This is a genomic window from Actinoalloteichus caeruleus DSM 43889 (genome assembly GCF_000429185.2).
Lineage (GTDB): Bacteria > Actinomycetota > Actinomycetes > Mycobacteriales > Pseudonocardiaceae > Actinoalloteichus_B > Actinoalloteichus_B caeruleus.
Map to the genome: position 1 here is coordinate 765,361 of NZ_AUBJ02000001.1, position 22,392 is coordinate 787,752.

General features: G+C 71.8%; 15 protein-coding genes and 1 pseudogene. 12 read left to right on the top strand and 4 right to left on the bottom strand.

From position 1 onward, the window contains the following. Positions 1-62 precede the first annotated feature (62 nt). On the bottom strand, positions 63-2,093 hold the full coding sequence (locus G443_RS03025; RefSeq protein WP_155886067.1) for a class I adenylate-forming enzyme family protein: 2,031 nt from the start codon (positions 2,091-2,093) through the stop codon (positions 63-65). Between G443_RS03025 and G443_RS03030 the strand changes: the two genes are divergently transcribed. The 8 genes from G443_RS03030 to G443_RS03065 all read left to right on the top strand — a co-directional run bounded on the left by G443_RS03030 (position 2,008) and on the right by G443_RS03065 (position 10,754). Continuing rightward, on the top strand, positions 2,008-2,622 hold the full coding sequence (locus G443_RS03030) for an ANTAR domain-containing response regulator (RefSeq protein ID WP_026418122.1): 615 nt from the start codon (positions 2,008-2,010) through the stop codon (positions 2,620-2,622). The two genes, G443_RS03025 and G443_RS03030, sit on opposite strands and share 86 nt — an antisense overlap. Positions 2,623-2,884: 262 nt before the next feature. Beyond that, the gene (locus G443_RS03035; protein ID WP_026418121.1) at positions 2,885-4,102 is read left to right on the top strand and encodes a branched-chain amino acid ABC transporter substrate-binding protein; all 1,218 of its coding nucleotides are present in this window, start codon (positions 2,885-2,887) and stop codon (positions 4,100-4,102) included. Positions 4,103-4,207: 105 nt separating this feature from the next. Beyond that, positions 4,208-5,218, top strand: a complete 1,011-nt coding sequence (locus tag G443_RS03040; RefSeq protein WP_026418120.1) for a branched-chain amino acid ABC transporter permease — start codon at positions 4,208-4,210, stop codon at positions 5,216-5,218. Beyond that, positions 5,215-6,366 (top strand): branched-chain amino acid ABC transporter permease, encoded by a 1,152-nt coding sequence (locus G443_RS03045; RefSeq protein ID WP_026418119.1) that lies wholly within the window; start codon positions 5,215-5,217, stop codon positions 6,364-6,366. The genes G443_RS03040 and G443_RS03045 overlap by 4 nt, the downstream gene beginning before the upstream one ends. A gap of 26 nt (positions 6,367-6,392) precedes the next feature. Next, entirely contained in the window at positions 6,393-7,316 is a 924-nt protein-coding gene (locus G443_RS03050) for an ABC transporter ATP-binding protein (RefSeq protein WP_026418118.1), read from the top strand. Continuing rightward, entirely contained in the window at positions 7,303-8,016 is a 714-nt protein-coding gene (locus G443_RS03055; RefSeq protein WP_026418117.1) for an ABC transporter ATP-binding protein, read from the top strand. The genes G443_RS03050 and G443_RS03055 overlap by 14 nt, the downstream gene beginning before the upstream one ends. A 156-nt stretch (positions 8,017-8,172) precedes the next feature. Then, positions 8,173-9,531: a cryptochrome/photolyase family protein gene (locus tag G443_RS03060; protein ID WP_026418116.1), complete on the top strand. Its 1,359-nt coding sequence runs from the start codon at positions 8,173-8,175 to the stop codon at positions 9,529-9,531. Between the two features lie 179 nt (positions 9,532-9,710). Next, a complete protein-coding gene (locus G443_RS03065) occupies positions 9,711-10,754 on the top strand; it encodes a DUF5914 domain-containing protein (RefSeq protein ID WP_245588732.1) in 1,044 nt (347 codons plus the stop codon). Here the strand turns inward: G443_RS03065 and G443_RS03070 are convergent. The 3 genes and pseudogenes from G443_RS03070 to crtI all read right to left on the bottom strand — a co-directional run. Next, the gene (locus tag G443_RS03070) at positions 10,718-12,430 is read right to left on the bottom strand and encodes an FAD-dependent oxidoreductase (RefSeq protein ID WP_372492945.1); all 1,713 of its coding nucleotides are present in this window, start codon (positions 12,428-12,430) and stop codon (positions 10,718-10,720) included. The genes G443_RS03065 and G443_RS03070 overlap by 37 nt on opposite strands. 28 nt (positions 12,431-12,458) lie before the next feature. Next, complete coding sequence (locus G443_RS03075) at positions 12,459-13,526, bottom strand: phytoene/squalene synthase family protein (RefSeq protein WP_030105627.1); 1,068 nt, start codon at positions 13,524-13,526, stop codon at positions 12,459-12,461. Positions 13,527-13,644: 118 nt separating this feature from the next. Beyond that, positions 13,645-15,114, bottom strand: a pseudogene (gene crtI / locus G443_RS03080) (phytoene desaturase family protein); the annotation flags it as partial. A 673-nt stretch (positions 15,115-15,787) separates the two neighbouring features. Between crtI and G443_RS03085 the strand changes: the two are divergent. From G443_RS03085 to G443_RS03100, 4 genes are all read left to right on the top strand, one after another. Beyond that, entirely contained in the window at positions 15,788-16,747 is a 960-nt protein-coding gene (locus tag G443_RS03085; protein WP_051313718.1) for an NBR1-Ig-like domain-containing protein, read from the top strand. 227 nt (positions 16,748-16,974) lie between these two features. Then, positions 16,975-17,205, top strand: a complete 231-nt coding sequence (locus G443_RS03090) for a hypothetical protein (RefSeq protein ID WP_155886066.1) — start codon at positions 16,975-16,977, stop codon at positions 17,203-17,205. Between the two features lie 971 nt (positions 17,206-18,176). Further along, positions 18,177-21,095: a glycoside hydrolase family 3 C-terminal domain-containing protein gene (locus tag G443_RS03095; protein WP_026418114.1), complete on the top strand. Its 2,919-nt coding sequence runs from the start codon at positions 18,177-18,179 to the stop codon at positions 21,093-21,095. Positions 21,096-21,267: 172 nt separating this feature from the next. Further along, positions 21,268-22,281, top strand: a complete 1,014-nt coding sequence (locus tag G443_RS03100) for a LacI family DNA-binding transcriptional regulator (RefSeq protein WP_026418113.1) — start codon at positions 21,268-21,270, stop codon at positions 22,279-22,281. The last annotated feature ends 111 nt before the right edge of the window (positions 22,282-22,392 follow it).

The window sequence follows — 22,392 nt, forward strand, 5'->3', positions numbered from 1 at the left end:
GCCCGACACCTTCACCACTTGACAACTTCATTGGGAATCCTTTCGTCCGGTTGGTCGTGGGATCAGTGGGAGGGGGTGTCGGGGGCGAACAGGGCGCGTAATGCCGACTTGTCCGGTTTTCCCCCGTCGGTGAGTGGAATGGTGTCGACGAATCGGATGAGGCGGGGTACGTGTGGTTCACCGAGTTGCGCCTCGACGTGTTCGCGGAGCTCGTCGGCGTCCGCGGTTCCGCTCGCGAGGACGACCGCCGCGCAGACCCGCTCACCTCGGTCGACGTCGGGAAGGCCTACGACCCCGGCCTGGAGGACCTTCGGGTGGTGGCAGAGGACGTCCTCCACCCGACGGGAGTAGACGTTGTACGCCTCGACGATGATGAGGTCCTTGGCGCGGTCGAGGATGCGGAGCAGGTCCGCCTCGGAGAGGTGGCCCAGGTCACCGGTGCGGACCCACCCGTCCACCAGCACCTCGCCCGTCCGGGCCGGATCGGCGTGGTACCCGCTCATCGTCATCGGGGAGCGGACCCAGATCTCGCCGACCACCCCCGGCGGGACGACCGCGCCCGAGGTGTCCCGGATCTCCACCTCGACTCCCGGGAGCAGCCGACCGGCGTGGTCCAGCAGCTCGGGGTGCCCGTGGTCCTCGGGCAGGAGCGCGCACACGAACCCGGTCTCCTGGGTGCCGTAGTTCTGCATGAGGCGGGGGCCGAGCCGGCGCAGGGCGGCGGACGTGCGGGCTGGCACGGCGGGGGCCCCTCCGTAGACGGCGAGTCGCAGGGCCGTGAGGTCGAAGTGGTCGAGGTCGGGGTGCTCCGCGAGCTGGTAGAGCGAGCTGGGCGCGGTGAACAGGTGGGTGATGCGTTCCCGCTCCAGCAGCGCGAGCGTCGCCAGGGGGTCGAGGTCCTCCCGCAGCACCACCACCCCGCCGCAGGCGAGGATCCACTGGGCGAGCTCTCCGCCCAGGTCGGAGAGCGGGATGGCCACCAGGAAGCGCCAGGGTGGCGGTCCGTACATGGCGCGGGCCACGTCGAGGCACGCCGCCATGGCGGTGGTGCCGTGGACGACGCCCTTGGGGCTGCCGGTCGTCCCGCTGGTGTAGGCCAGCGACGCCGGCCTGTCGAGCGCGGCGGGGAGCGTGGGAGCGTCGGCCACGGCGGCGGCGGCGAGTGCGGCCAGGTCCTCGCCGAGAGCGGAGGGACCCAGCGAGAGGACGCGGGGCACCGACGCGCGGCGGAGCAGTTCGGTGGCGCGCTCCTCGCGCTGCTGGTCGTGGACGAGCACCTCCGGCGCCGCGTGGGCGAGGCACGCCGCGTGCACGGTGGGGGAGAACATCGGGCGCAGGCCGACGTAGCAGCCCCCCGCCCATTGGACCGCGAGCCGGAGGAGGACGGCCTCCGGCGTGTTCCCGTGCAGGCAGGCGACCCGGACTCCGGGGCCCACTCCGAACCGCGCGAGGACCGCGGCCATACCGGCGACCAGACGATGGGTTTCGGCGCCATTCAGCGACCGGTTCTCGGAAACGAGGACGTCGTCCTGGGGGGCGATTCCGGCTAAGACCCGTCGCACGTAGTCCACCAGTTCCTCCGACGTTGGTTCCGGGGGGATCGGGTTGCGCCACAACGACGATTCCGAAAGGCGAACGGAGGCGCAATGAGCGATACTCGATATTTCGGTGACGGAGACCCGATGGAACCAAGGAATACTCGCCAGGGGCGAAATCGGAATACGCAACGCCATCTTCCGTTCCCTCTCGCCGAGCATCGGACACGACCGTGGGTCACGGAACCGGCTGTTTGCTCGGGGTATTCCCGTGTGGGGGTCGCCGCTTTTCCTGAACGGTTGACCGTCAACCCGTCCGGGGGACCCGCGTCGCCCGACAGTGAGGCCTCTCACCACGCGGGCGCTACCGGGTTGAGGGCCCCCACCGGGTAGGATTCGACATTCAGTCACGGTGGGCCACTCGCTGCCGGCCCACCTGCCGCAGTAGCCGACACCAACCAGGAGGAGCCCGGTGACCGAGCCGGCTGCCGAGGCCCGGACCGAGGCCCCGAACACCAGCGCCCGCCGTGTGGTCGTGGCCGAGGACGAAGCCCTCATCCGTCTTGACCTCGTCGAGATGCTTCGTGAGGAGAACTACGACGTCGTCGGCGAGGCCGTCGACGGGCAGGAGGCCGTCGAGCTGGCCAACGAGCTCCAGCCCGACCTGGTCATCCTCGACGTCAAGATGCCCCGGATGGACGGTATCGAGGCCGCGTCCCTGATCGTCGGCGACCGGGTCGCCCCCGTGGTGATCCTCACGGCCTTCAGCCAGCGCGACCTCGTGGAGCGGGCGCGGGACGCGGGGGCGATGGCCTACCTGGTCAAGCCCTTCGCCAAGCGTGACCTCATCCCGGCCATCGAGCTCGCCATGTCCCGTTTCGCCGAGGTCCGGGCGCTGGAGGGTGAGGTGGCCGACCTCCAGGAGCGGTTGGAGGCGCGCAAGGTGGTGGAACGGGCCAAGGGCCTGTTGATGAAGAACCAGTCGCTGAGCGAGCCCGAGGCGTTCCGATGGATCCAGCGCACCGCGATGGACCGGCGGACCACGATGAAGGCGGTCGCGGAGGCGGTACTGGAAACCCTCAGCTGATCCAGCGGTCATCCCGACGTCATGCCTTGACACGTCGCGGTCACATGTCCACCCGGGTGGCGGTGCGCGATCCCATTCCTAGGGAAAAGTTCCCCCTTTCGGAGCCCAGAAGAGCGACATGCGTCACGATGTGGCTACGGCCACGTGACCAGTATGGGCAACGTGCCACGATCGGACTACGGTCCGTGCCTAACTCATCGTTCCGAGGAGCGGAACGACGCCCACGACTGCTGCTCGTGGGCGGGTTCACGTGGAGGCACGGGTGTCGAAAAACGGTCGCTTACGGATCCTGGCAGTCGCGGCGACGGCGTCGCTGACGCTCGCCGGGTGCGCGCAGGGCGGGAACGAGGAACCGGCGGAGGGGGGCGCCGCGACCAACGACAGCGCCGCCGCCGCCCCTGACGCCCCCACCGATGCCGTCCTGCCGGCGGGGGACGGCACCGGCGAGTGCGAGGACGGCGTCAGCATCGCCTACATCGGCACCATCGCTGGCCAGAACGCGGCCCTCGGCGTCGCGATCCTCAACGGTGTCCGCCTCGCCGTCGAGGAGCACAACGAGGCCAACGCGGGCTGCCAGGTGACGCTCAAGGAGTTCGACACCGAGGGCAGCCCCGACCGGGCGTCCGGTGTGGTCACCCAGGCCATCAACGACGACTCCATCCTGGGCGTGGTCGGGCTGCCCTTCTCCGGCGAGTCCGACGCGGCCGGGCAGTCGTTCCACGAGGCCGGCCTGGTCACGATCAGCCCGTCCGCCACCGACCCGGCGCTGTCCCAGAACGGCTGGGACACCTTCTTCCGCGGGCTGGGCAACGACGCGCAGCAGGGTCCGGCCGCCGCCACCTTCATCGGGGAGGACCTCGGCGCCGAGAGCGTCTGCGTCGTCAACGACGACTCCTCCTACGGAATCGGCCTGGCTCGCGAGGTGCGGGAAGCCCTCGGTGACGCGGTCGTGTGCACCGAGGAGGTGAAGACGAACCAGCGGGAGTTCTCCGCGGTCGTCGGCACGATCGAGGCCTCCGGCCCGGATGCCGTCTTCTACGCCGGCTACTACACCGAGGCCGCGCCCTTCGCGCAGCAGCTGTTCGCCCGGGGGCTTCAGACCACCCTCGTGGCTCCCGACGGCGTGCGCGACGACCAGTTCGTGCAGAACGCCGTGGGTGCCGCCGAGGGCGTCTACCTGACCTGCCCGTGCGTCCCGGCCGACGGCTTCGGTGACTTCTTCGACGCCTTCACCGAGTTGGCCGGCACCGAACCGTCCACCTACTCCGCCGAGGGCTACGACGCCACGACCGTCCTGCTGCGCGCGCTGGACGAGGGGCTGTCCACCCGCGAGGAGGTCCTCGAGTACGTGCGCGACTACGACGCGCCCGGTCTCACCAAGCACTTCAAGTGGGACGAGGACGGCGAGCTGACCGACACCCCGGTCTGGGTCTACCAGGTCGAGGACGGCGAGATCGTTCGGGACCGCGAGATCGGCTGAGCGGCGCCAGCGGCGGACGGCCAGCGCGCGCCGCGCGTTGGCCGTACCTCGCCTGCCCGACCGACTGACGGTGAACCGGCGATCTCGCGAGAAACGAGTATCTGAGTGATCGGCAACCTTCCGACGGTCCTCGCTCAGGGTGGCGTGGACTGGATCAGCTTCGACATCGGTCGCCTGGTCGACCAGTTCTGGTACAACACGGTGAACGGCCTCGCCTACGGCAGCATCTACTCCCTGGTCGCTGTCGGCTACACCCTGGTGTACGGAGTGCTCAAACTCATCAACTTCGCGCACTCCGAGGTCTTCATCGTGGGCGCGTTCGGCGCCTACTTCACCTTCCAGTTCCTCGGTTACGAGTCCGGTGGCATCGCCCAGGCTCCACTGGTCGAGACGATCGTGAACCTCATCCTGGCGCTGGCCGTCGCGATGATCTGCTCGGGGCTCGTCGCGCTCACCCTCGAACGGGTGGCCTACCGACCACTGCGCAGGAAGAAGGCGCCTCGCCTGGTCTTCCTCATCACCGCGGTCGGCGCGTCCTTCGCGATCCAGCAGGCCATCATGCTGTGGCGCAACCCGAACCCGGAGCTGGCGATCCAGCTGATCGCCCCGCGGCCCCTGTTCGAGGTGTTCGGGGTGTCGGTGACGAACATCCAGCTGACGGTGTTCCTCGCCGCGCTGGTGCTCCTGCTGATCGCCGACTCCTTCATCAACCGCACGCGGCTGGGGCGGGGCATCCGCGCCGTCGCGCAGGACCCGGACACGGCGACCCTGATGGGCGTCAACAAGGAACGCGTCATCATGCTCACCTTCATCATCGGTGGGCTGCTCGCCGGAGCCGCGGCCCTGTTCTACATCATGCAGATCCCGCAGGGAGTGGTGTACAACGGTGGCTTCCTCCTGGGCATCAAGGCCTTCACCGCGGCCGTGCTGGGCGGCATCGGCAACCTGCGCGGGGCGCTGCTCGGTGGCTTCCTGCTCGGGGTCTTCGAGAACTACGGCCAGTCGCTGTTGGGCGGTCAGTGGCGCGACGTGGTGGCCTTCGTCGTGCTGATCGTGATCCTGATGTTCCGCCCCACCGGGATCCTCGGTGAGTCGCTAGGAAAGGCCCGGGTATGAGCGCGCACCACTTCCGCAGCGGGACCGCGACGAAGGTGCCGTTCGGCCAACGAATCCGTGACTGGTGGAACGGGCTGAGCCGGTTCCACCAGTGGGCGATCATCATCCCGGTGGTGGTGCTCGTCTACCTGATGCCGTTCCTCAACTTCTTCCCCATCACCACCGAACCGGGCACCGACTTCGAGCTCGCCCTGTTCAACACCGCCCGCATCGTGCTGATCGCCATCGGGCTCAACGTCGTCGTCGGGCAGGCGGGCCTGCTCGACCTGGGCTACGTCGGCTTCTTCGCGATCGGCGCCTACGTCGCGGCGCTCATGACCAGCCGCGACTCCGCACTCTACGCCGAGTACCCGTGGTTGCTCGTCGTGGTGGTCGGCATCGCGGTGACGATGGTGTCCGGTGTCATCATCGGCACACCGACACTGCGGCTGCGCGGTGACTACCTGGCGATCGTGACACTCGGCTTCGGGGAGATCGTCCGGCTGCTCGCCGACAACATCCCGGCGCTGCGGGGCAACGTGGGCTTCCGCAACCTGGAACGGCCGCCGGGGGAGTGGTCCGACGGGACCCGCATCTTCACCCAGGGCGACGGGATCCCCTGGTACTGGCTGACCGTCACCGCCATCATCGCCGTGCTCATCCTCGTCGGGAACCTGGAACGCAGCCGGGTCGGCCGCGCGTGGGTGGCCATCCGGGAGGACGAGGACGCGGCCGAGATCATGGGGGTGCCAACCTTCCGCTTCAAGGTGTGGGCCTTCGTCATCGGCGCCGCCATCGGCGGCCTGTCCGGTGTCCTGTACGCGGGGCAGCTCGGCTTCGTCAACAACGCCAGGTTCGACGTGGTCACCTCGGTGCTGTTCCTCGCCGCGGTCATCCTCGGCGGGTCCGGCAACAAGGTCGGGGTGATCCTGGGGGCCATCGTCATCGCCTACACGCCGGAGCGGTTCCAGGTGGTGTCCGAGTACCGCTACCTGATCTTCGGGCTCGCGTTGATCGTCCTGATGATCTTCCGCCCCCAGGGGCTGCTCGGCGCCCGCCAGCGGCTGTTGGCACGAGGAAGGCAGGCGTACAAACGCCTGGTGGGCAAACCGGAGCCCGTGTCGACGGAAAGCCCCATGAAGGACTCGGGCAAGGGGACGGGAGCATGACGACCACCAGCGGTTCCACACCCGAGATGCGCCACCACCTCGACGACCCCGGGACCGACCAGCCAGGCGGTCTCGTCGGTGAGGTCGCGCGGATGAGCGCGGAGGAACGGGCCGAGCACGAGGCGGAAGTGGCGGACGTCGTCGCGCCGGACCGGGACATCGAGGTCGAGGTCGGCGAGACCCTGCTCGAGATGAGGGACGTCACCCTCAGCTTCGGCGGGCTCGTCGCCCTCGACTCGGTGTCCTTCTCCATCCGACGCGGGGAGATCCTCGGCCTCATCGGACCGAACGGGGCGGGCAAGACCACCTGCTTCAACGCGATGACCGGCGTCTACCGCCCCTCCTCGGGGGACGTGCTGCTCGAGGGCCGGCCCCTGGGGCGGCTCAAGAAGTCGCAGATCACCCGGCGAGGCATCGCCAGGACCTTCCAGAACATCAGGCTCTTCGGCGAGATGACCGCGCTGGAGAACGTGGTCGTGGGCACCGACGCCCGCCACCGCACCGGCGTGCTCGGCGCGCTGCTCCGGTTGCCCCGCCACCACCGGGAGGAACGCGAGGGCGTCGAGCGGGCGATGGCGTTGCTGGAGTTCGTCGGCATCGCCGACCGGGCCGCCGACAAGGCGAAGAACCTGCCCTACGGCTACCAGCGGCGCCTGGAGATCGCCAGGGCGCTGGCCACCGAGCCGAAGCTCCTGTGCCTCGACGAGCCGGCCGCCGGGTTCAACCCGGCGGAGAAGGAGGAGCTCATGGGGCTCATCCGCGAGATCCGGGACGACGGGTACACCGTGCTGCTCATCGACCACGACATGAAACTGGTCATGGGCGTCACGGACCGGCTGGTCGTGCTCGAGTTCGGCAAGAAGATCGCCGACGGTCGCCCCGCCGAGGTCCGGGAGGACCCCTCGGTCATCGCCGCCTACCTGGGGGTTCCTGACGATGACGTTGCTTGAGATCTCCGACGTGTCCGTGCACTACGGACGGATCCGCGCGCTGAGCGGTCTCTCCCTCACCGTGGAGGAGGGGGAGGTGGTCACCCTCATCGGGGCCAACGGAGCGGGCAAGACCACCACCATGCGGACCGTCTCCGGTCTGCTGCCGGTCACCTCCGGCAGCATCACCTTCGAGGGCGACGACATCACCCGCCTCCGCGCCGACCTGCGGGTGGTGCGGGGGATCTGCCAGTCCCCGGAGGGACGGGCGATCTTCCCCGGCATGACGGTCCAGGAGAACCTGGACATGGGCTGCTACACCCGCAAGGACCGCGCGGCGATCGCCGAGGACTACGAGCGCGTGTTCAGCCTGTTCCCCCGGCTCGAGGAACGCCGCACGCAGGTCGGCGGCACCATGTCCGGGGGCGAGCAGCAGATGTTGGCGCTCGGCCGCGCGTTGATGGCCCGACCCAGGCTGCTGTTGCTCGACGAACCGTCGATGGGGCTCGCCCCGCAGTTCATCCAGCAGATCTTCCGCATCATCACGGAGATCAACGAACAGGGGACCACCGTCCTGCTCGTGGAACAGAACGCGCAGCAGGCCCTCAGCCGGGCGCACCGCGCGTACATCCTCGACGCCGGTGAGATCACCAGGACGGGCACCGGGGCGGAACTCCTCGCCGACCCGAGCATCAAGGACGCCTACCTGGGCGTCGGCTGACCGACGCCGTGAGGCGGGTCGTGCCCCACGTCCCGCCTCACACCTCCGGGTGAAACAGCCGTGGCCCGGCGCCCCTGCCTGGCCGGCGGGGAGACCGACCGACAGGCTGGCGGAACGTCCCGGCCCGCCGGTCGGGCCCCGTCGCCTGGAGGATCCTTGCCCACCGCCGTCGCGCTCCTCACCCGTGATCTCCGCGTGCATGACAACCCGGTGCTGGGCGCCGCGGCCTCGGCCGACCACGCGGTACCCGTCTTCGTGCTCGACGACGTGATCCTCCGAGGAGGTCACCGGAGCCCGAACCGGGTCGCCTTCCTGCTGGACTGCCTGCGGGACCTCCGACGCGAGCTCCGGGAGCTCGGTGGCGACCTGCTCATCACCCGGGGCGACCCGGTCCGGGAGGTGGTCGGGCTGGCCGAGCGGTTCGACGCCGCCACGGTGCACGTCGCGGCGGACGTCAGCGCCTACGCGACCGGTCGGGCGCGTCGCCTGTCCAAGGCCCTGTCGGGTGCCGGCCGTGAACTCGTCGTGCACGACACCGTCGTCACCGTCGCGGCTCCCGGTGAGCTGGCACCCCAGAGCCGTGACCACTTCGCGGTGTTCACCCCCTACTTCCGGCACTGGCGGGAGCACCACACCCGCGGTCTCCACCCCGCGCCGAAGGCGCTCCGACTCCCCCCGCTGCGACCGGGTGGCATCCCGGGGAGGGCGGACCTCGTCGACGGAGACGTCTCGCCCTCCCTGCCCACGGGTGGGGAGTCGGAGGGCCGTCGCCTGCTGGACGACTGGCTGGACGACGGGGTCCACCACTACGCCAGCGACCAGGACCGGTTGGCGCGCGACGGGACGTCCCGGCTGTCGGCCTACCTCCACTTCGGCTGCGTGTCCCCCACCGAGATCGCCCAGCGGGTCGGGGAGTCGGACGGCGAGCGGGCGTTCCTCCGGCAGCTGGCCTGGCGGGACTTCCACCACCAGGTCCTCGCCGCGCGTCCCGGATCGGCCTGGAACGACTACCGCACCCGGAACGACCACTGGCGCACCGACCACGAGGAGCTGGCCGCCTGGCGGGACGGGCGCACCGGAGTTCCCCTCGTCGACGCGGGCATGCGGCAGCTGGCCACCGAGGGGTGGATGCACAACCGGGCTCGTCTGGTCACCGCCAGTTTCCTCACCAAGTCGCTCTACCTGGACTGGAGGGAGGGCGCACGGCACTTCCTCCGGCTCCTCGTCGACGGGGACATCGCCAACAACAACATGAACTGGCAGTGGGTGGCGGGTACCGGCACCGACACGCGCCCCAACCGCGTGCTGAACCCGACCCGCCAGGCCGAGCGGTACGACCCGGACGGCGCCTACGTCCGCCGGTACGTGCCCGAGCTCGCGGACCTGGCACCTCCCGAGATCCACGAGCCCTGGCGGTTGGGCGAGGAGGAACTGCGGCGTCGCGACTACCCCCCACCCCTGGTCGACCTGATGGACGCCGCCCGGCGGTTCCGCGCGGCGCGCGGCAAGGACTGAGCCACCCCGGCGGCCACCGACCGGCACCGCCCGAGGAGACGGCGGCCACGGACCGGGATCACCCGGGGGTGCTCACCCGGCGGGAGGTCGAGAAGCGCGGGAAGATCCGGACGCGCCTACAGTCGAGTCGGCCGGGTCCCCGGTGGACACCGGGGGCCAGATCTCCCCAGGTGAACGAGGTGAACACTGTCGTGGTCGGTACGTCGCCGCGAGCCGGGTCGTGGCTGTCCAGAATCCCCCTCCGCCGTCTGCGCGCCCCCAGGTGGGCCGAGCAGGAGGGCACGTGGCGCGGCGCCAGGCCCTCGGTGATCGAGTCCGCGCTGAAACGGGCGCTCGCCCGGCCCTCGGGCAACTGGTTCGTGCTCGGCGCGAGCCGGGAGATCGCCCTCGGTGGCGCTCCGCTGGGCCGGACGATCGGCGGGGTGGAGGTCGTCTGCTGGCGAACCCAGGACGGGCGGTTGCGCGCCGGTCCCGGTACCTGCCCCCACCTGGGCGCTCCGCTGTCCGAAGCGGTCGTGCACTGCGGGGAACTGGTGTGCCGGTGGCACGGCCTGCGGTTGGGGGCGGGCGGAGCGCCCGGCTGGCAGCCCTACCCGGCCCACGACGACGGGGTGCTCGCCTGGGTCCGCCTCGACGAGGTGGGCGGTGAGGCTCCGCTCCCGGAACCCGTCGTCCCCCGCCGGCCCCCGGCGGCCGGCGCGATCGCCGCCGTCACCACGGTGGTGGGCCGCTGCGAACCACAGGACGTGATCGCCAACCGGCTCGACCCGTGGCACGGGGCGTGGTTCCACCCGTACTCCTTCGCGAACCTGCGGGTGCTCGACGCCCCCGTCGACGCCGACCCGGAGGACCCGGAGTCCGACCGGTTCGACGTGGAGGTGTCGTTCCGGTTGTCCCGGCAGATCGGCGTACCGGTCAAGGCCACCTTCACCTGCCCGGGACCGAGGACCATCGTCATGCGGATCACCGAGGGGGAGGGGAGGGGCAGCGTCGTGGAGACGCATGCCACGCCCTGGGCACCGGACGGCGCCGGTCACCCGAGGACGGCGGTGATCGAGGCGACGGTGGCCAGCTCGGACCGGCGGGGCTTCGCGGTGGCGCGCCGCCTCACCCCGCTCGTCCGCCCACTCATGAACATGACGGCGCGTCGGCTGTGGCGGGACGACATGGACTACGCCGAACGCCGCTACGAGCTGCGTTCCACCGGCCGTTGGCCCGGTTGACCGGCGGGAACCTCCCGCACCGGCACCGCCGCGTCCCGTGCGACCTCCGCCCTGGCGGGCGCGGCGGTCCGGTGCCGTCGCGGCGCGGGACGCACGTACTCCAGGCGGTCGAGCAGGGGCCACCGGCCCCCCTGGGGGACGCTCCACAGGTCGTGGCCGTGAACACCCCATTCGCCGAGCAGCACGTTCGCCGCCATGAACCCGCTGGTGGCTGCCCGCTCCATGAGCGCGACCGGCAGGTCGACCCGGGTGAGGTCCCCCGCCACGGTCACGAACGGGTCCGGGGTGCGCACCGGTGGCCGGTCCGTGAAGCCACCCGGGGGGAACAGGGGGCAGTCGTCCCGGATCTCGTGGCGTTCGTCCACCACGCCCGCCGCCCCGGTCTCCGGGTAGACCCGTCGGAGCTCGCCGAGCACGCCCTGCCTGAGCCGCTCGACGTCGGGCTCGCCCCGCAGAGCGTAGGAGTGCAGTTCCACCACCGAGCCACCGGTGCGGCGGGACCAGTCCCTGGCGGTGCGTTCGTAGCGTTCGAGCACGCTGATGTTGTCCAGGCACCCGAAACCGCTGGTGCACAGGAACGGTGCCCGGGCCGGGTGGACCGGGCGGTCCAGCCAGAACCGGGAGACGAGGAAGGGGGGCGCGGTCCGCAACCGCCCGACGCGCCGCCGCCAGTCGTCGTCTCCCAGGTCGGGGGACGAGTCGACGACCGCGCGAAGGCCCCGCACGTCGAGCGCGAGGACGACCCCGTCGACCTCGGTCCTTTCCGGCGGTTCCGTGCCCGTGCGGTGGACGACCGCCCACCGCCGGGTGCCGCCCCGTTCCACCCGCTCCACCGAGGTCCCGGTGCGGACCGAGGCCCCGCACCGGCGCAGGTGCGCCGCGAGCGGGTCCCACAGCGCTCGCGAGAAGCAGTCGTCGGCGACGTCGAACACCAGGCCCTCGCTGGATCCCAGGAAGTAGATGTGGAACATGGTGGCCAGTTCGGCCGCCGACAGCTGGGTCGGCTCGGCGAAGAAGCTCCGCGAGAAGACCTCGAACGCCAGGTGCCGCGCCCTCCTGGGGAAGCGGATCTGGGCGAGGAAGGCGTCGGCGTCCAGGTCGTCCAACTGCCCGTAGGTGCGGGGCACCCGCACCTGGCCCAGCGGTATCGCGGCCCTGGTGCCCAACCGCGCCAGGTCACCGAAGGTGAAGCTGGGGCTGTGGGCCACGAACGCCAGGGCGTTCCACGGCGGGGTCCTGGGCAACCGGGCGAAGCTGTCGCGGAACCCCTCCCGGTGGAGCAGCGGGTAGTCCTCGACCGGGCGCAGCCGCGCCAGCGCGGGGTCGGCCCGGCGCAGGAGCCCCCGCAGGTTGTAGTACTGGCGGAAGAACGCGTGGAAGCCCCGGTTCATGCCGGCGACCGAACCGTCCGCCAGCGTGGTGGTCCAGCCGGCGACCCGGCCCCCCAGCTGGGGTTCCCGTTCCAGCAGCCGCACCTCGACACCGCGTTCGGACAGCGCGGCCGCTGCGGCCAGGCCGGCGATCCCGCCACCCACCACCGCGACCCGGGGCCGCTGGCGGAGATGACCGGTGTCCGGGTACCCGGGCGGGGCCTCGTACCGCGTCGCCTTCCTGTCCCGTCCTGGACGGCCTGTCACGGGTGGGGTCACGTGTCGCCTCCGAGTCACTGCCGACATCCAGCCTGGGCACCCCGGTCGCCGACCGTCACACGCCGGTCGGCGACCCGGTGCTCCGTGACGAACCTTGCCGCCTCACCGGTACCCGCGCCTGTTCTGGGGAGGGCGGGAGCGAGGGAGCCGGTCCACCCGACCGGCCACCGGAACCGGCTGACCGGGCGGCGCGGGCGGCGACCCTGACCAGGAGGGATCTCCCCATCCCGGTGAGACCGACCGCCAGTCGTCGTCGACGGGTCACCCGCGCCCGGCCGGAGAACACGTCGTGGTCACGGTCCTCGATGCGGTCAAGGATTTCGCCGTACAGGGTGAATGCCGCCGCCACGCAGGGCCGGGACACGGGGTCGAGCATCGCGATGCCCGGCTGGGCGAACCGGTACACCGCCCTGGTCCTGCTGACCTGGTCGGCCAACGCCCGGCGCACCTGCCGGTCCGGCCAGCCCCGAGCCCGGCACCACACCAGCCGGTCGCGGTCCACACCGAACTCCGCCAGCTCGTCCTCGGGGAGGTAGACACGGCCCCGGTCCAGGTCCTCCCCGACGTCGCGCAGGAAGTTGGTCAGCTGGAAAGCCGTGCCCAGGGCGGCGGCGTGGGGAGCGGCCTCCTCCCGGGGGACCACCGTGCCCAGCACCGGCAGGACCTGGAGGCCGATGACGTCGGCCGAGCCCCGGACGTAGACGGACAGCGCCCGGCGGGTCGGGTACCTGTCGACGGTGAGGTCCATCCGCATGGACCGCATGAAGTCGCGGAAGTAGGACGTGTCGATCCGGTAGCGCCGGACCACGTCGACCACGGCGGCCAGGACGGGGTGTTCGCTGCGCCCGGATCGGAACCCCGTCACCAGGTCCGCCTCCAACGCGGACAGCTCCGCCGCCCTGGCCGCCTGGTCCCGCATCCCCTCCAGGTCGTCGACGACGTCGTCCACCAGCCGGGCGAAGCCGTAGAGCGCGTGCACCGCGGGCCGTCGGGCCGGTTCCAACAGCCGGGTGGCGAGGTAGTAGGTCCGTCCGTGCGCCGCGTGCAGCTCCCGGCAGCGCTGGTACGCCCGGTGCAGACCCGGGTCCGTCACACCGGCGGCGACCAGTTCCCTCCGGGTCACGGGATCGGGCCCCGGGCCGGCAGGGTGTCCGGTGCGGTGCGGGGCCGGTGTCGGTTGGGCCCGTCCGCGCCCGTGCCGAACGGGGCACGGACCCGCCTGGTGCGCGCCGCGAGCCGAGCCCGGTGATGCGGGCGGCGGCGAGTTTGCCGGACACCAACACCGTCGGGATGCCGACCCCGGGCGTGGTGCCGGCCCCCGCGAGGACGACGTTGTCGAGTCCACGAGGCAGGTTCCCCGGTCGGAAGGGTCCGGTCTGGGCGAAGGTGTGCGCCGCGCTGAAGGGGGAACCGTCGAGGAGCCCCCGGTCTGCCCAGTGCGACGGGGTGTGCACCTGCCGTGCCTCCAGGGAGCCCCCGAACCCGGGCAGGTGGCGCCGTTCGATCACCTGGATCATCTCCTCCGCGTAGGCCGGGCCGATGCGGTCCCAGTCCAGGCGGCCGGTGCGCAGGTTCGGGCAGGGCGCGAGGAGGTAGCAGAGCTCCCGCCCGGGCGGCGCGAGCGAGGGGTCGGTCGCGGTCGGTCTCGTCAACAGCAACGACGGGTCGCTCATCAACCTGCCCTTGTTGACGATCTCGTCGAAGGTGCCCGCCCAGGACTCACCGAAGGAGATCGTGTGGTGGCCGAGGTCGGCCCACGAACCGGTGGAACCGGCGTGGACGACGACGGCGGACGGCGAGGCCCGCAGCGGCACGGGACGCCGGGGCGTCCGGCCGAGCAGGCGGTAGCTGACCGGCAGGTCGGGGGTGAGGACCACCGCGTCGCACGGGATGAGTTCCCCGTCGGCGGTGCGGACCCCGGTGGCCCGCCCCCCCGACCTCACCAGTTCGGCGACCTCGGCCCCGTAGCGGAACGAGGCACCGCACTCCGCCGCCACCTGGGCGTACCTCCTCGGTACCTGCCACATCCCCCCTCGGGGGAAGTAGACGCCGGCGACGGTGTCCATGTACCCGATGACCCCGTACACGGCCAGGGCCTGTCGCGGCTGGACACCGGCGTAGAGCGCCTGGAAGGAGAACACCCGCCGCAGGCGGGGGTCGCGCAGGAAACGGCCCACCGCGCGGTCCAACCTGCCGAAGGCGCCGAGCCCGACCAGCCGGGCGAGCTGGGGGGTGCACAGGTCCAGCGGTGAGTCGAAGTTCGCGTCGATGAAGTCGTCGTACTCGGCGCGGTAGAGGTCGGTCAGCCATCGGCGGAGCCGGCGGTAGCCGGCGGCCTCGACCGGACCGGCGAACTCGCGGACGGCCTGCTCCATCCTGTCACCGTCGGTGTGCACGTCGAGCACGCTGCCGTCGGCGAACCTCGCCTGGTAGGCGGGGTCGAGCCGAACGAGGTCCAGCACGGACTCCAACGGGCGCCCGACGGCCGCGAGGGGCTCGGCCACCAGGTCGGGCATCGTCAACACGGTGGGCCCGGTGTCCATCCGGTACCCGTCGATCTCGGCCAACCCCATGCGCCCACCGGGCAGCGGGTCCCGCTCGACCACGGTCACGCGCCGGCCGGCGCCCAGCAGGTGCAGGGTGGCGGAGAGGCCGGCGAGGCCGGCGCCCACGACGACCACATGGTCCGTGCGTCCCGGAACGGTCCGCATCACGCCTCCTCGTTCCGCGCGGTCCGGTTCCGCGTGGTCCATCCGGTCGACCAGCCCCAACGCGTCCTGCCCGCCGCGCCGAGGCACCGGCGGGCCCACCCGGGTCTGCCGACGCCGCGCGCCGAGGGAGCGGTCGTGCGCCCGTTCGCGGTGCGCGGGGGAGCCGGGTCCGCGAGCCGAGCCGCGGCGGGGCGTGGTCGGCGAGCGGGCCGGGTGACCGCGCGGGAGGCCGAGGGAACGGCCCTCGGCAGGTGCCGGCGGTCCCGCCTGGATACGGCCGAGATCATGGACCGCCCTCTCCGGTGTCGGTTGCGCCCTGCCGCAACCATGCTCGTTCCAGCACCGGCGATCGGCAACTCGTGCCGTCGACCGTCCGGTGCCCCCGGGTATCTTGCCCCGCCGCCCATCCGGCGCGAACATCGGTCGTTCCCGTCGACGGGCCCCTCGCCCTCCCGGAGGCCCCGGTCCTGGCCCGCCCGCCGGAACAGCGGAGCCGGTCCGCCTCCGGCGTTCGTCCGCCAGGACCCCGACCGGGTGGTACGGGTGCGGAATCGGGTGATCAACCAGCGGGTGCGCCGAACAGCGGAGACCAGGTCTGCAAGATGTCAGCCGGACGCCCGCCGGAGGCACCTGGCGGGACACTGTGGACAGTGGAGCGGGTGATCACGCACCGATGGCCAAACGTGGACGCAAACCGCGCACCCCGGACCCGAACGCCGGACCGGTCGCGGAGTTCGCGGCACGGCTCTGGGAGCTCAAGCAGCGCGCCGGTGATCCGTCCTTCGAGGCGATGAGCGGCCGGCTCGGGGCGGTGGCCTGCAAGTCCTCGTTGTCGGCGGCCGCCCGAGGCCGGGAACTGCCCTCCTGGGAGACCACCTGGGAGTTCGTTCGCTGCCTCGCCGTCGGAGTCCTGGAACGCGACGCCGAGGAGGTGCTCACCGAGTGGCGCGGCCGTTGGGAACGCGCTCGGGCCCGGCTCGACGGCCTGGACGAGGAGCCAGCGTGCGAGCCCCCGGTACTGGGGGCGGCCGCCCTGCGCGTTCCCGACCGCCGGGCCACCGGCCAGGCCGTACCCGCCCGCACGGCCGTGCCGCAGGAGGCACCGTCCCCGCCGACGCGCTGGCTACCCAGCTGGGCGCCCCGCCGCACGACCTGGGCGCTGCGCGCCGGGGCGCTGCTGGGGATCGAGATCACCACGACGACCTTCCCCTCGGCTGGTGCGGGGACCCCGGGCCTGGAGGCGGTGGTGCGCGACCCGTTGAGCACGACCCGACGACTCGTGCCAGGCGACGACTCCGAGCTCCGGAGGGACGTGAACTACCCGGACGGCACGACCGTGCACCGGGGCGAGGACTTCGTGAAGATCTGGGAACTCGCGAACACCGGGAGCGTCTTCTGGCGGCACCGCTACCTCCAGCGCCTCGGCCCGGACGACCCGGACTCGTGCCAGGCGCCCCGGCGCGTTCCGATCCCACCCACCGCACCCGGCGAGACGGCTCTGGTCAGCGTGCCGATGCGAGCGCCCTGGTCCCTCGGGCACAGCCTGACGGAATGGAAGATGACCGACGCCGACGGGAATTTCTTCCTCCCGGACGGTCTACCGGTGCACGTGTACGTCATCGTCGTTCCCTGACCCGATCTCGACGTCGGTGCGTCCGCACCCGATGAGCGAGGCGTCCGGGGGGTGGGGCTGGCGGTACCGCCGAAATGACCACCGACCACGGACGAACCGTGGACATTTCCCGCTTGTGGTGTCCACCACGCCTCCAGCACGATGGCCGCGAGCCGGTCCCGCCCGGCGAGAGCGGAAGGAGACGGGACACCGTGCCGCGAGGAAGTCGGAAGGGCACTGGACGGGCCGTGCGTGGGCGAACGGGCAGCGGTGGCTGGCGTGCCCCAGGTGGGGCCGTCGCGGGCCCTGTCTACACGGGCACGGTGCGCGCGCTCGCCGTCGACCTGCTGCTGTACGGTTCGGCCGCGACCGAGAACGCCGCCTTCGCGGTGTGGCTGCCCGTCGGAGCCCGCCTCCTCGCCCGCCGGTTCCGGGCCGCTCCGGGCCGGTCCGGTCTGCTGTTCGTTCGAGAGCGCTGACGGTCCGGGATACCGAGCGGCGCGCGTCCGGTCGGTCGGCGGCCCGCGCCCCGGACCATTCGAGGGACCCGGCAACGGGGCCGCGGTCGCGATTTCGCGCGGAGTCGCTCGCCGGGTACACCGCTTTCCATTCGTGATGATTTCGTGATCCAATCTCGGGGTTGGGTCGCACGTTCCGTGCGGGACCCAGAACCGGTGTGAACGCCAATGGGATCGGCGAACTCCCCGCCGGGGGTGCCCGATTCGGAAAAGCAGGGAAATCCGATTCGGAAAGGCAGGGGGATTCCGATTCGGAAAGCTGGTGGGGTAGGTGGTCCCGGCACGGGGAACCGAGCTCGTCCCATCACGCGCCGGTCGAACCGCGCTCCGCGCGCTCGCCCCCACCACGGCGATCCGGCGACGTGGCTCCGCGCGGGGCAGGGGACGTCCCCGTCGCCGAGGCGGTCCCGGCGGGACACGACGTTCGTCCCCGGGCAGGTCACGACTCGGGTGGGGCGTGCGCACGGCGGCGGGCCCCGAGCCCGACCCCTGGCCAGTGTGGCGCCGGGGTTGGCCCGATCCGGCCGTGCGCCGGTACCGCCGTGCCCGGCGGGGCCGCGGCGCTGTCGTCGAACGAGGAGGGCCGGTCGGAGCAGTGCGGCCCGCCGCGCCGGGACGGTCACTGGGCCGGGCGGCGCAGTGCCGGCACCTCCGCCGTGCGCGAGCGCGGCACGGTAGTCCGCGAGTTCCCGAAGTCAACGAGGCCGCCCAACCGGCCGGGGGAATTGCGGGACGACTCTTGACGGCCTCGCCCGGTTGTGCCAGTTTCATGCCGATCGAATTCGCGAATCCGCCGGAGTAGCGGTGGAATCGAAGCGCTTCGAATTCGTTCGACAGGGTATTCGTCGAATGTTCGACTGGTGGGCGCCTCATCCGCCGGAACCAGTGGGCGTGGAACGACGCGGACGCGACGGAGCGGACGGAGGTCAGGAGTGGCTGCCAACGAACGGCGCGACCCGGAACCGGTCGGCGGCGAATCTCGGGCCTACCTCGACCCGGAGCTCCCGATCCCGGTGAGGGTGGACGACCTGCTCGGTCGACTGGACCTCCGCACCCGGATCGCCCTGCTCCACCAGGTCCAACCCGCCGTGCCCGAGCTGGGCATGGCCGAGTTCCGCACCGGTGGTGAGGTGCTGCACGGCCTGGCCTGGCTCGGGCCGGCGACCGTCTTCCCCCAGGCGGTCGGGCTGGGCGCGACCTGGAACCCCGAACTGGTCGAGCGGATCGGTTCCGCCGTGGGCGACGAGGTTCGCGGCTTCCACCACGACAACCCGGACCGGGGCGGCGGGCTCAACGTCTGGGCACCCGTCGTCAACCCGTTGCGCGACCCGAGGTGGGGGCGCAACGAGGAGGGGTACGCGGAGGACCCGCTGCTCACCGGAACACTGGCCACCGCCTACGCGGCGGGGCTGCGGGGCCACCACCCCCGGTACTGGAGGACGGCGCCCACGCTCAAGCACTTCCTCGGGTACAACAACGAGACCGACCGGGACACCACCTCGTCCGACCTGCGTCCCCGTGTGCTCCACGAGTACGAGCTGCCGGCTTTCGAGATCCCGCTGCGGGCCGGTGCGGCGGTGGCGGTGATGCCCTCCTACAACCTGGTCAACGGGCGGCCCGCCCACCTCTCACCCCTGATCAACGACACCCTCCGCGAGTGGGCGGGCCCGGGACTGGCCGTGTTCAGCGACGCCTACGCACCCTCCAACATCGCCGGGTCCCAGGGGTACCTGCCCGATCACCCCGCGGGGTTCGCGGCCGCGCTCCGCGCCGGGGTGGACAGCTTCACCGAGCACGACCGCGACTCCGACCACACCATCCAGCAGCTGAGCACCGCCCTCGACCGCGGGCTGATCACCGAGGACGACGTGGACACCGCGGTCCGCCGCCTGCTGGCCGTCCGGTTCCGGCTCGGGGAGTTCGACCCGCCCGAGCACAACCCCTACGCGGGGCTCACCTCGGAGGTCATCAACCGCCCCTCCCACCGCGACCTCGCGGCGGAGGCCGCGCGCCAGGCGCTCGTCCTGCTCAGGAACGAGGACGAGACCCTCCCACTGGACCGCGACCGGATCCGCCGCCTGGCGGTCATCGGGTGGCACGCGGACACGCTCTTCGAGGACTGGTACAGCGGAACCCTGCCCTACCGGATCACACCGTCGGCCGGGATCGAGGCCGCCTTCGACGGCGAGGTGACCACCGTGGAGGCGGTGGACCGGGTCGCGCTCCGCGCCGCGGATGGCCGGGAGGTACGCGCCGACCCGACGGGCACGTCCCCGCTGCGGCTCGCGGTGGCGACGGAGACCGCGCGGTCGGACGAGGCCCTGTTCGACCTGTTCGACTGGGGCAACGAGGCGGTGACCCTCCGGGCCGTGGCCAACGCGCGGTACGTCGCCGCCCATCCGGACGGCCACCTCCTCAACGACCGGGTCACGCCGGGAGAGTGGGTCGTCCGGGAGACCTTCGAGCTCCGGGCCGGGCCGGGAGGAACCCGTCGCCTGCGGAACCGGGCACTCGACAGGTGGGTCCGGTGCGATCCCGACGGCGTGCTCACCGCCGACGGGGAGGACGAGCAGGAGGCGACCGCGTTCCTGGTGGATGTCGTCGACTCCGGTGCCCGGCGGGCGGAGGGCGCCGCCGCCGCCTCGGACGTCGCGATCGTCGTGCTCGGCAACGACCCGCACATCAACGGTCGCGAGACCGAGGACCGCCTCGACATCGAGCTCCCTCCCGTTCAGGAGGACCTGCTCCGGCGGGTGGTGGGAGCCAACCCCCGCACGGTGCTGGTCGTCGTCAGCGGCTACCCGATGGCCATCCCGTGGGCTGACGAACGGGTGCCGGCGATCCTCTGGACGGCGCACGGCGGGCAGGAGCAGGGGACCGCGTTGGGGGAGGTGCTCTTCGGTGACCACTCGCCGGGAGGGCGACTGCCCCAGACCTGGTACCGGAGCACCCGGGACCTGCCCGACCCGTTCGACTACGACATCATCAGCGCGGCCAGCACCTACCTGTACCACCGGGGAGAGCCGCTCTACCCCTTCGGGCACGGGCTCTCCTACACCAGATTCGACTACGGACCGCTGCGCGCCGACACCTCGACCCTCGCCCCGGACGCGGTGGTCACGCTGAGCGTCGAGGTCACCAACAGCGGCGACCGCGACGGTGACGAGGTGGTGCAGCTCTACTCCCGCCACCTGACGTCGTGCTGGCGCCAACCCCGGCGACGCCTCCGGGGCTTCCGCCGGCTGCGCCTGCGGGCCGGCGAGCGCCGCACCGTCGAGTTCGTGGTCGCCGCGCAGGAGCTCGCCACCTGGAACACCGCGTCGGACCGGTGGACCGTCGAACACGCCGAGCACGAGTTCTCCGTGGGAGCGTCCTCGGCGGACCAGCGGGCCACCACCTCCCTGCTCGTCCTGGGAGAGCGTGTCCCACCGCGCGTGCTGCACGGTCGCTGGACGGCTGCGGACTCCTTCGACGACCAGGGCGGTGTCCACCTGGTGCCGGACACGCCGCTCTCGGGCACCGCCGTCGCGGGACGGGACGGGGCCTGGCTGGCCTTCCACCGGGTCTCGTTCCCCGCCGGCCGACATCGGATCACCGTGCGGGCGTCCACCCCGGAGACCGGCGGTCGACCGGGGGCGGCCGGGGCGAGGATCGAGTTCCGCCCCGGGGTCGGCGGTGCGCCGGCCGTGCCGCTCACCGTGCCCCCCGGTAGCCGGGACGCGGTCCTGGACGCCGAGGTCGAGACGGACGCCGGCGTGGCGGAACTGCGGATCGTCTTCACGGACGGCGACGCGGTGGTCCACGCGCTGCTGCTCGAACTCCGGCCCCCGGAGGAGGACGAGGCCGCTTGAGGCGCGGAACGCCCCGCCCGGCGTCGCGCCAGTCCCCCGGCCAGCCACTCGCTCCCTCGTTCGACCTGCTCGGATAGGCCAGACGTCGGATTGTTCCCGACAGGGGAGATCCGTAACGTCCTGGCAATCGAATCGCTTCAATGTGATTTGGCTCACCACCAATGGAGGTGTCGTGGTCACGATCGCGGACGTGGCGAAACACGCCGGAGTCGCCCCGAGCACGGTGTCCTACGTGCTCACCGGCAGGCGGGCGATCTCCGCGCGGACCCGGGCGAAGGTCCGGGACAGCATCGAACTCCTGGGCTACCACCCCCACGCCGGCGCTCGTTCCCTCGCGAGCAACCGCGCCAACGTGGTGGCCCTGGTCCTGCCGCTGCGCACCGGGGTCAACGTGCCGGTGGCGATGCGCTTCGTCCTGTCGGTCGTCACCGCCGCCAGGGAGCGGGACCAGGACGTGCTCCTGGTGACCGGCGACCAGGGGGTCTCGGGCATCAACCGGATCTCCGCCAGCGCGATGGCGGACGGACTCGTCGTGATGGACGTGGAGATGCACGACGAACGCGTCCCACTGCTGCGCGACCTTCCCCAGCCCTCGGTCCTCATCGGATTCCCCGCCGACGCCACCGGGTTGACCTGCGTGGACCTCGACTTCTCCTCGGCGGGGACGCTCTGCGTCGACCACCTCGCCGACCTCGGGCACCGGGAGGTCGCCCTCCTCGGCGCCCCCCGCGCCGTCTACGAACGGGACACCGGTTTCGCCCACCGCACGATGGCCGGCTTCACCAACGCGGCGCTGCGCCGAGGAGTCCACGCCACCACCCGGTCCTGCGAGACCGATCCGGCCGAGGTCACGCGCACGGTCGCGGCGCTGCTCGCCGAACGCCCCGGGCTCACCGCGGTCGTCGTGCACAACGAGTCCGCCATCAGCCCGCTGCTCGCCGCGCTCCGCACCGGGGGACGACGTGTCCCCGAGGACGTCTCGGTGGTGGCCATCTGCCCCGACGAGGTCACCGACCGCGTCTTCCCACCGCTGACCTCGGTGCAGATCCCGACCGAGGACCTCGGCCAGCGAGCCGTCGAACTGCTCATGGCGAAACTCGCCGGGCAGGGCGTCGCCCCCGCCACCCTGCTCACCCCCCGGCTGGTCGAACGCGGCAGCTGCGGCCGCGCCCCCCTACCCGGCTAGCCGCCCGCGACACCGGCGACTCCCGCCCGACGACCTCCCCTCGGGCACTCCTCCCGGTGTCCGCCCACCGACCCGCCCGCCGCGTGATCCGACCCGCCCCGGCAACCGGAC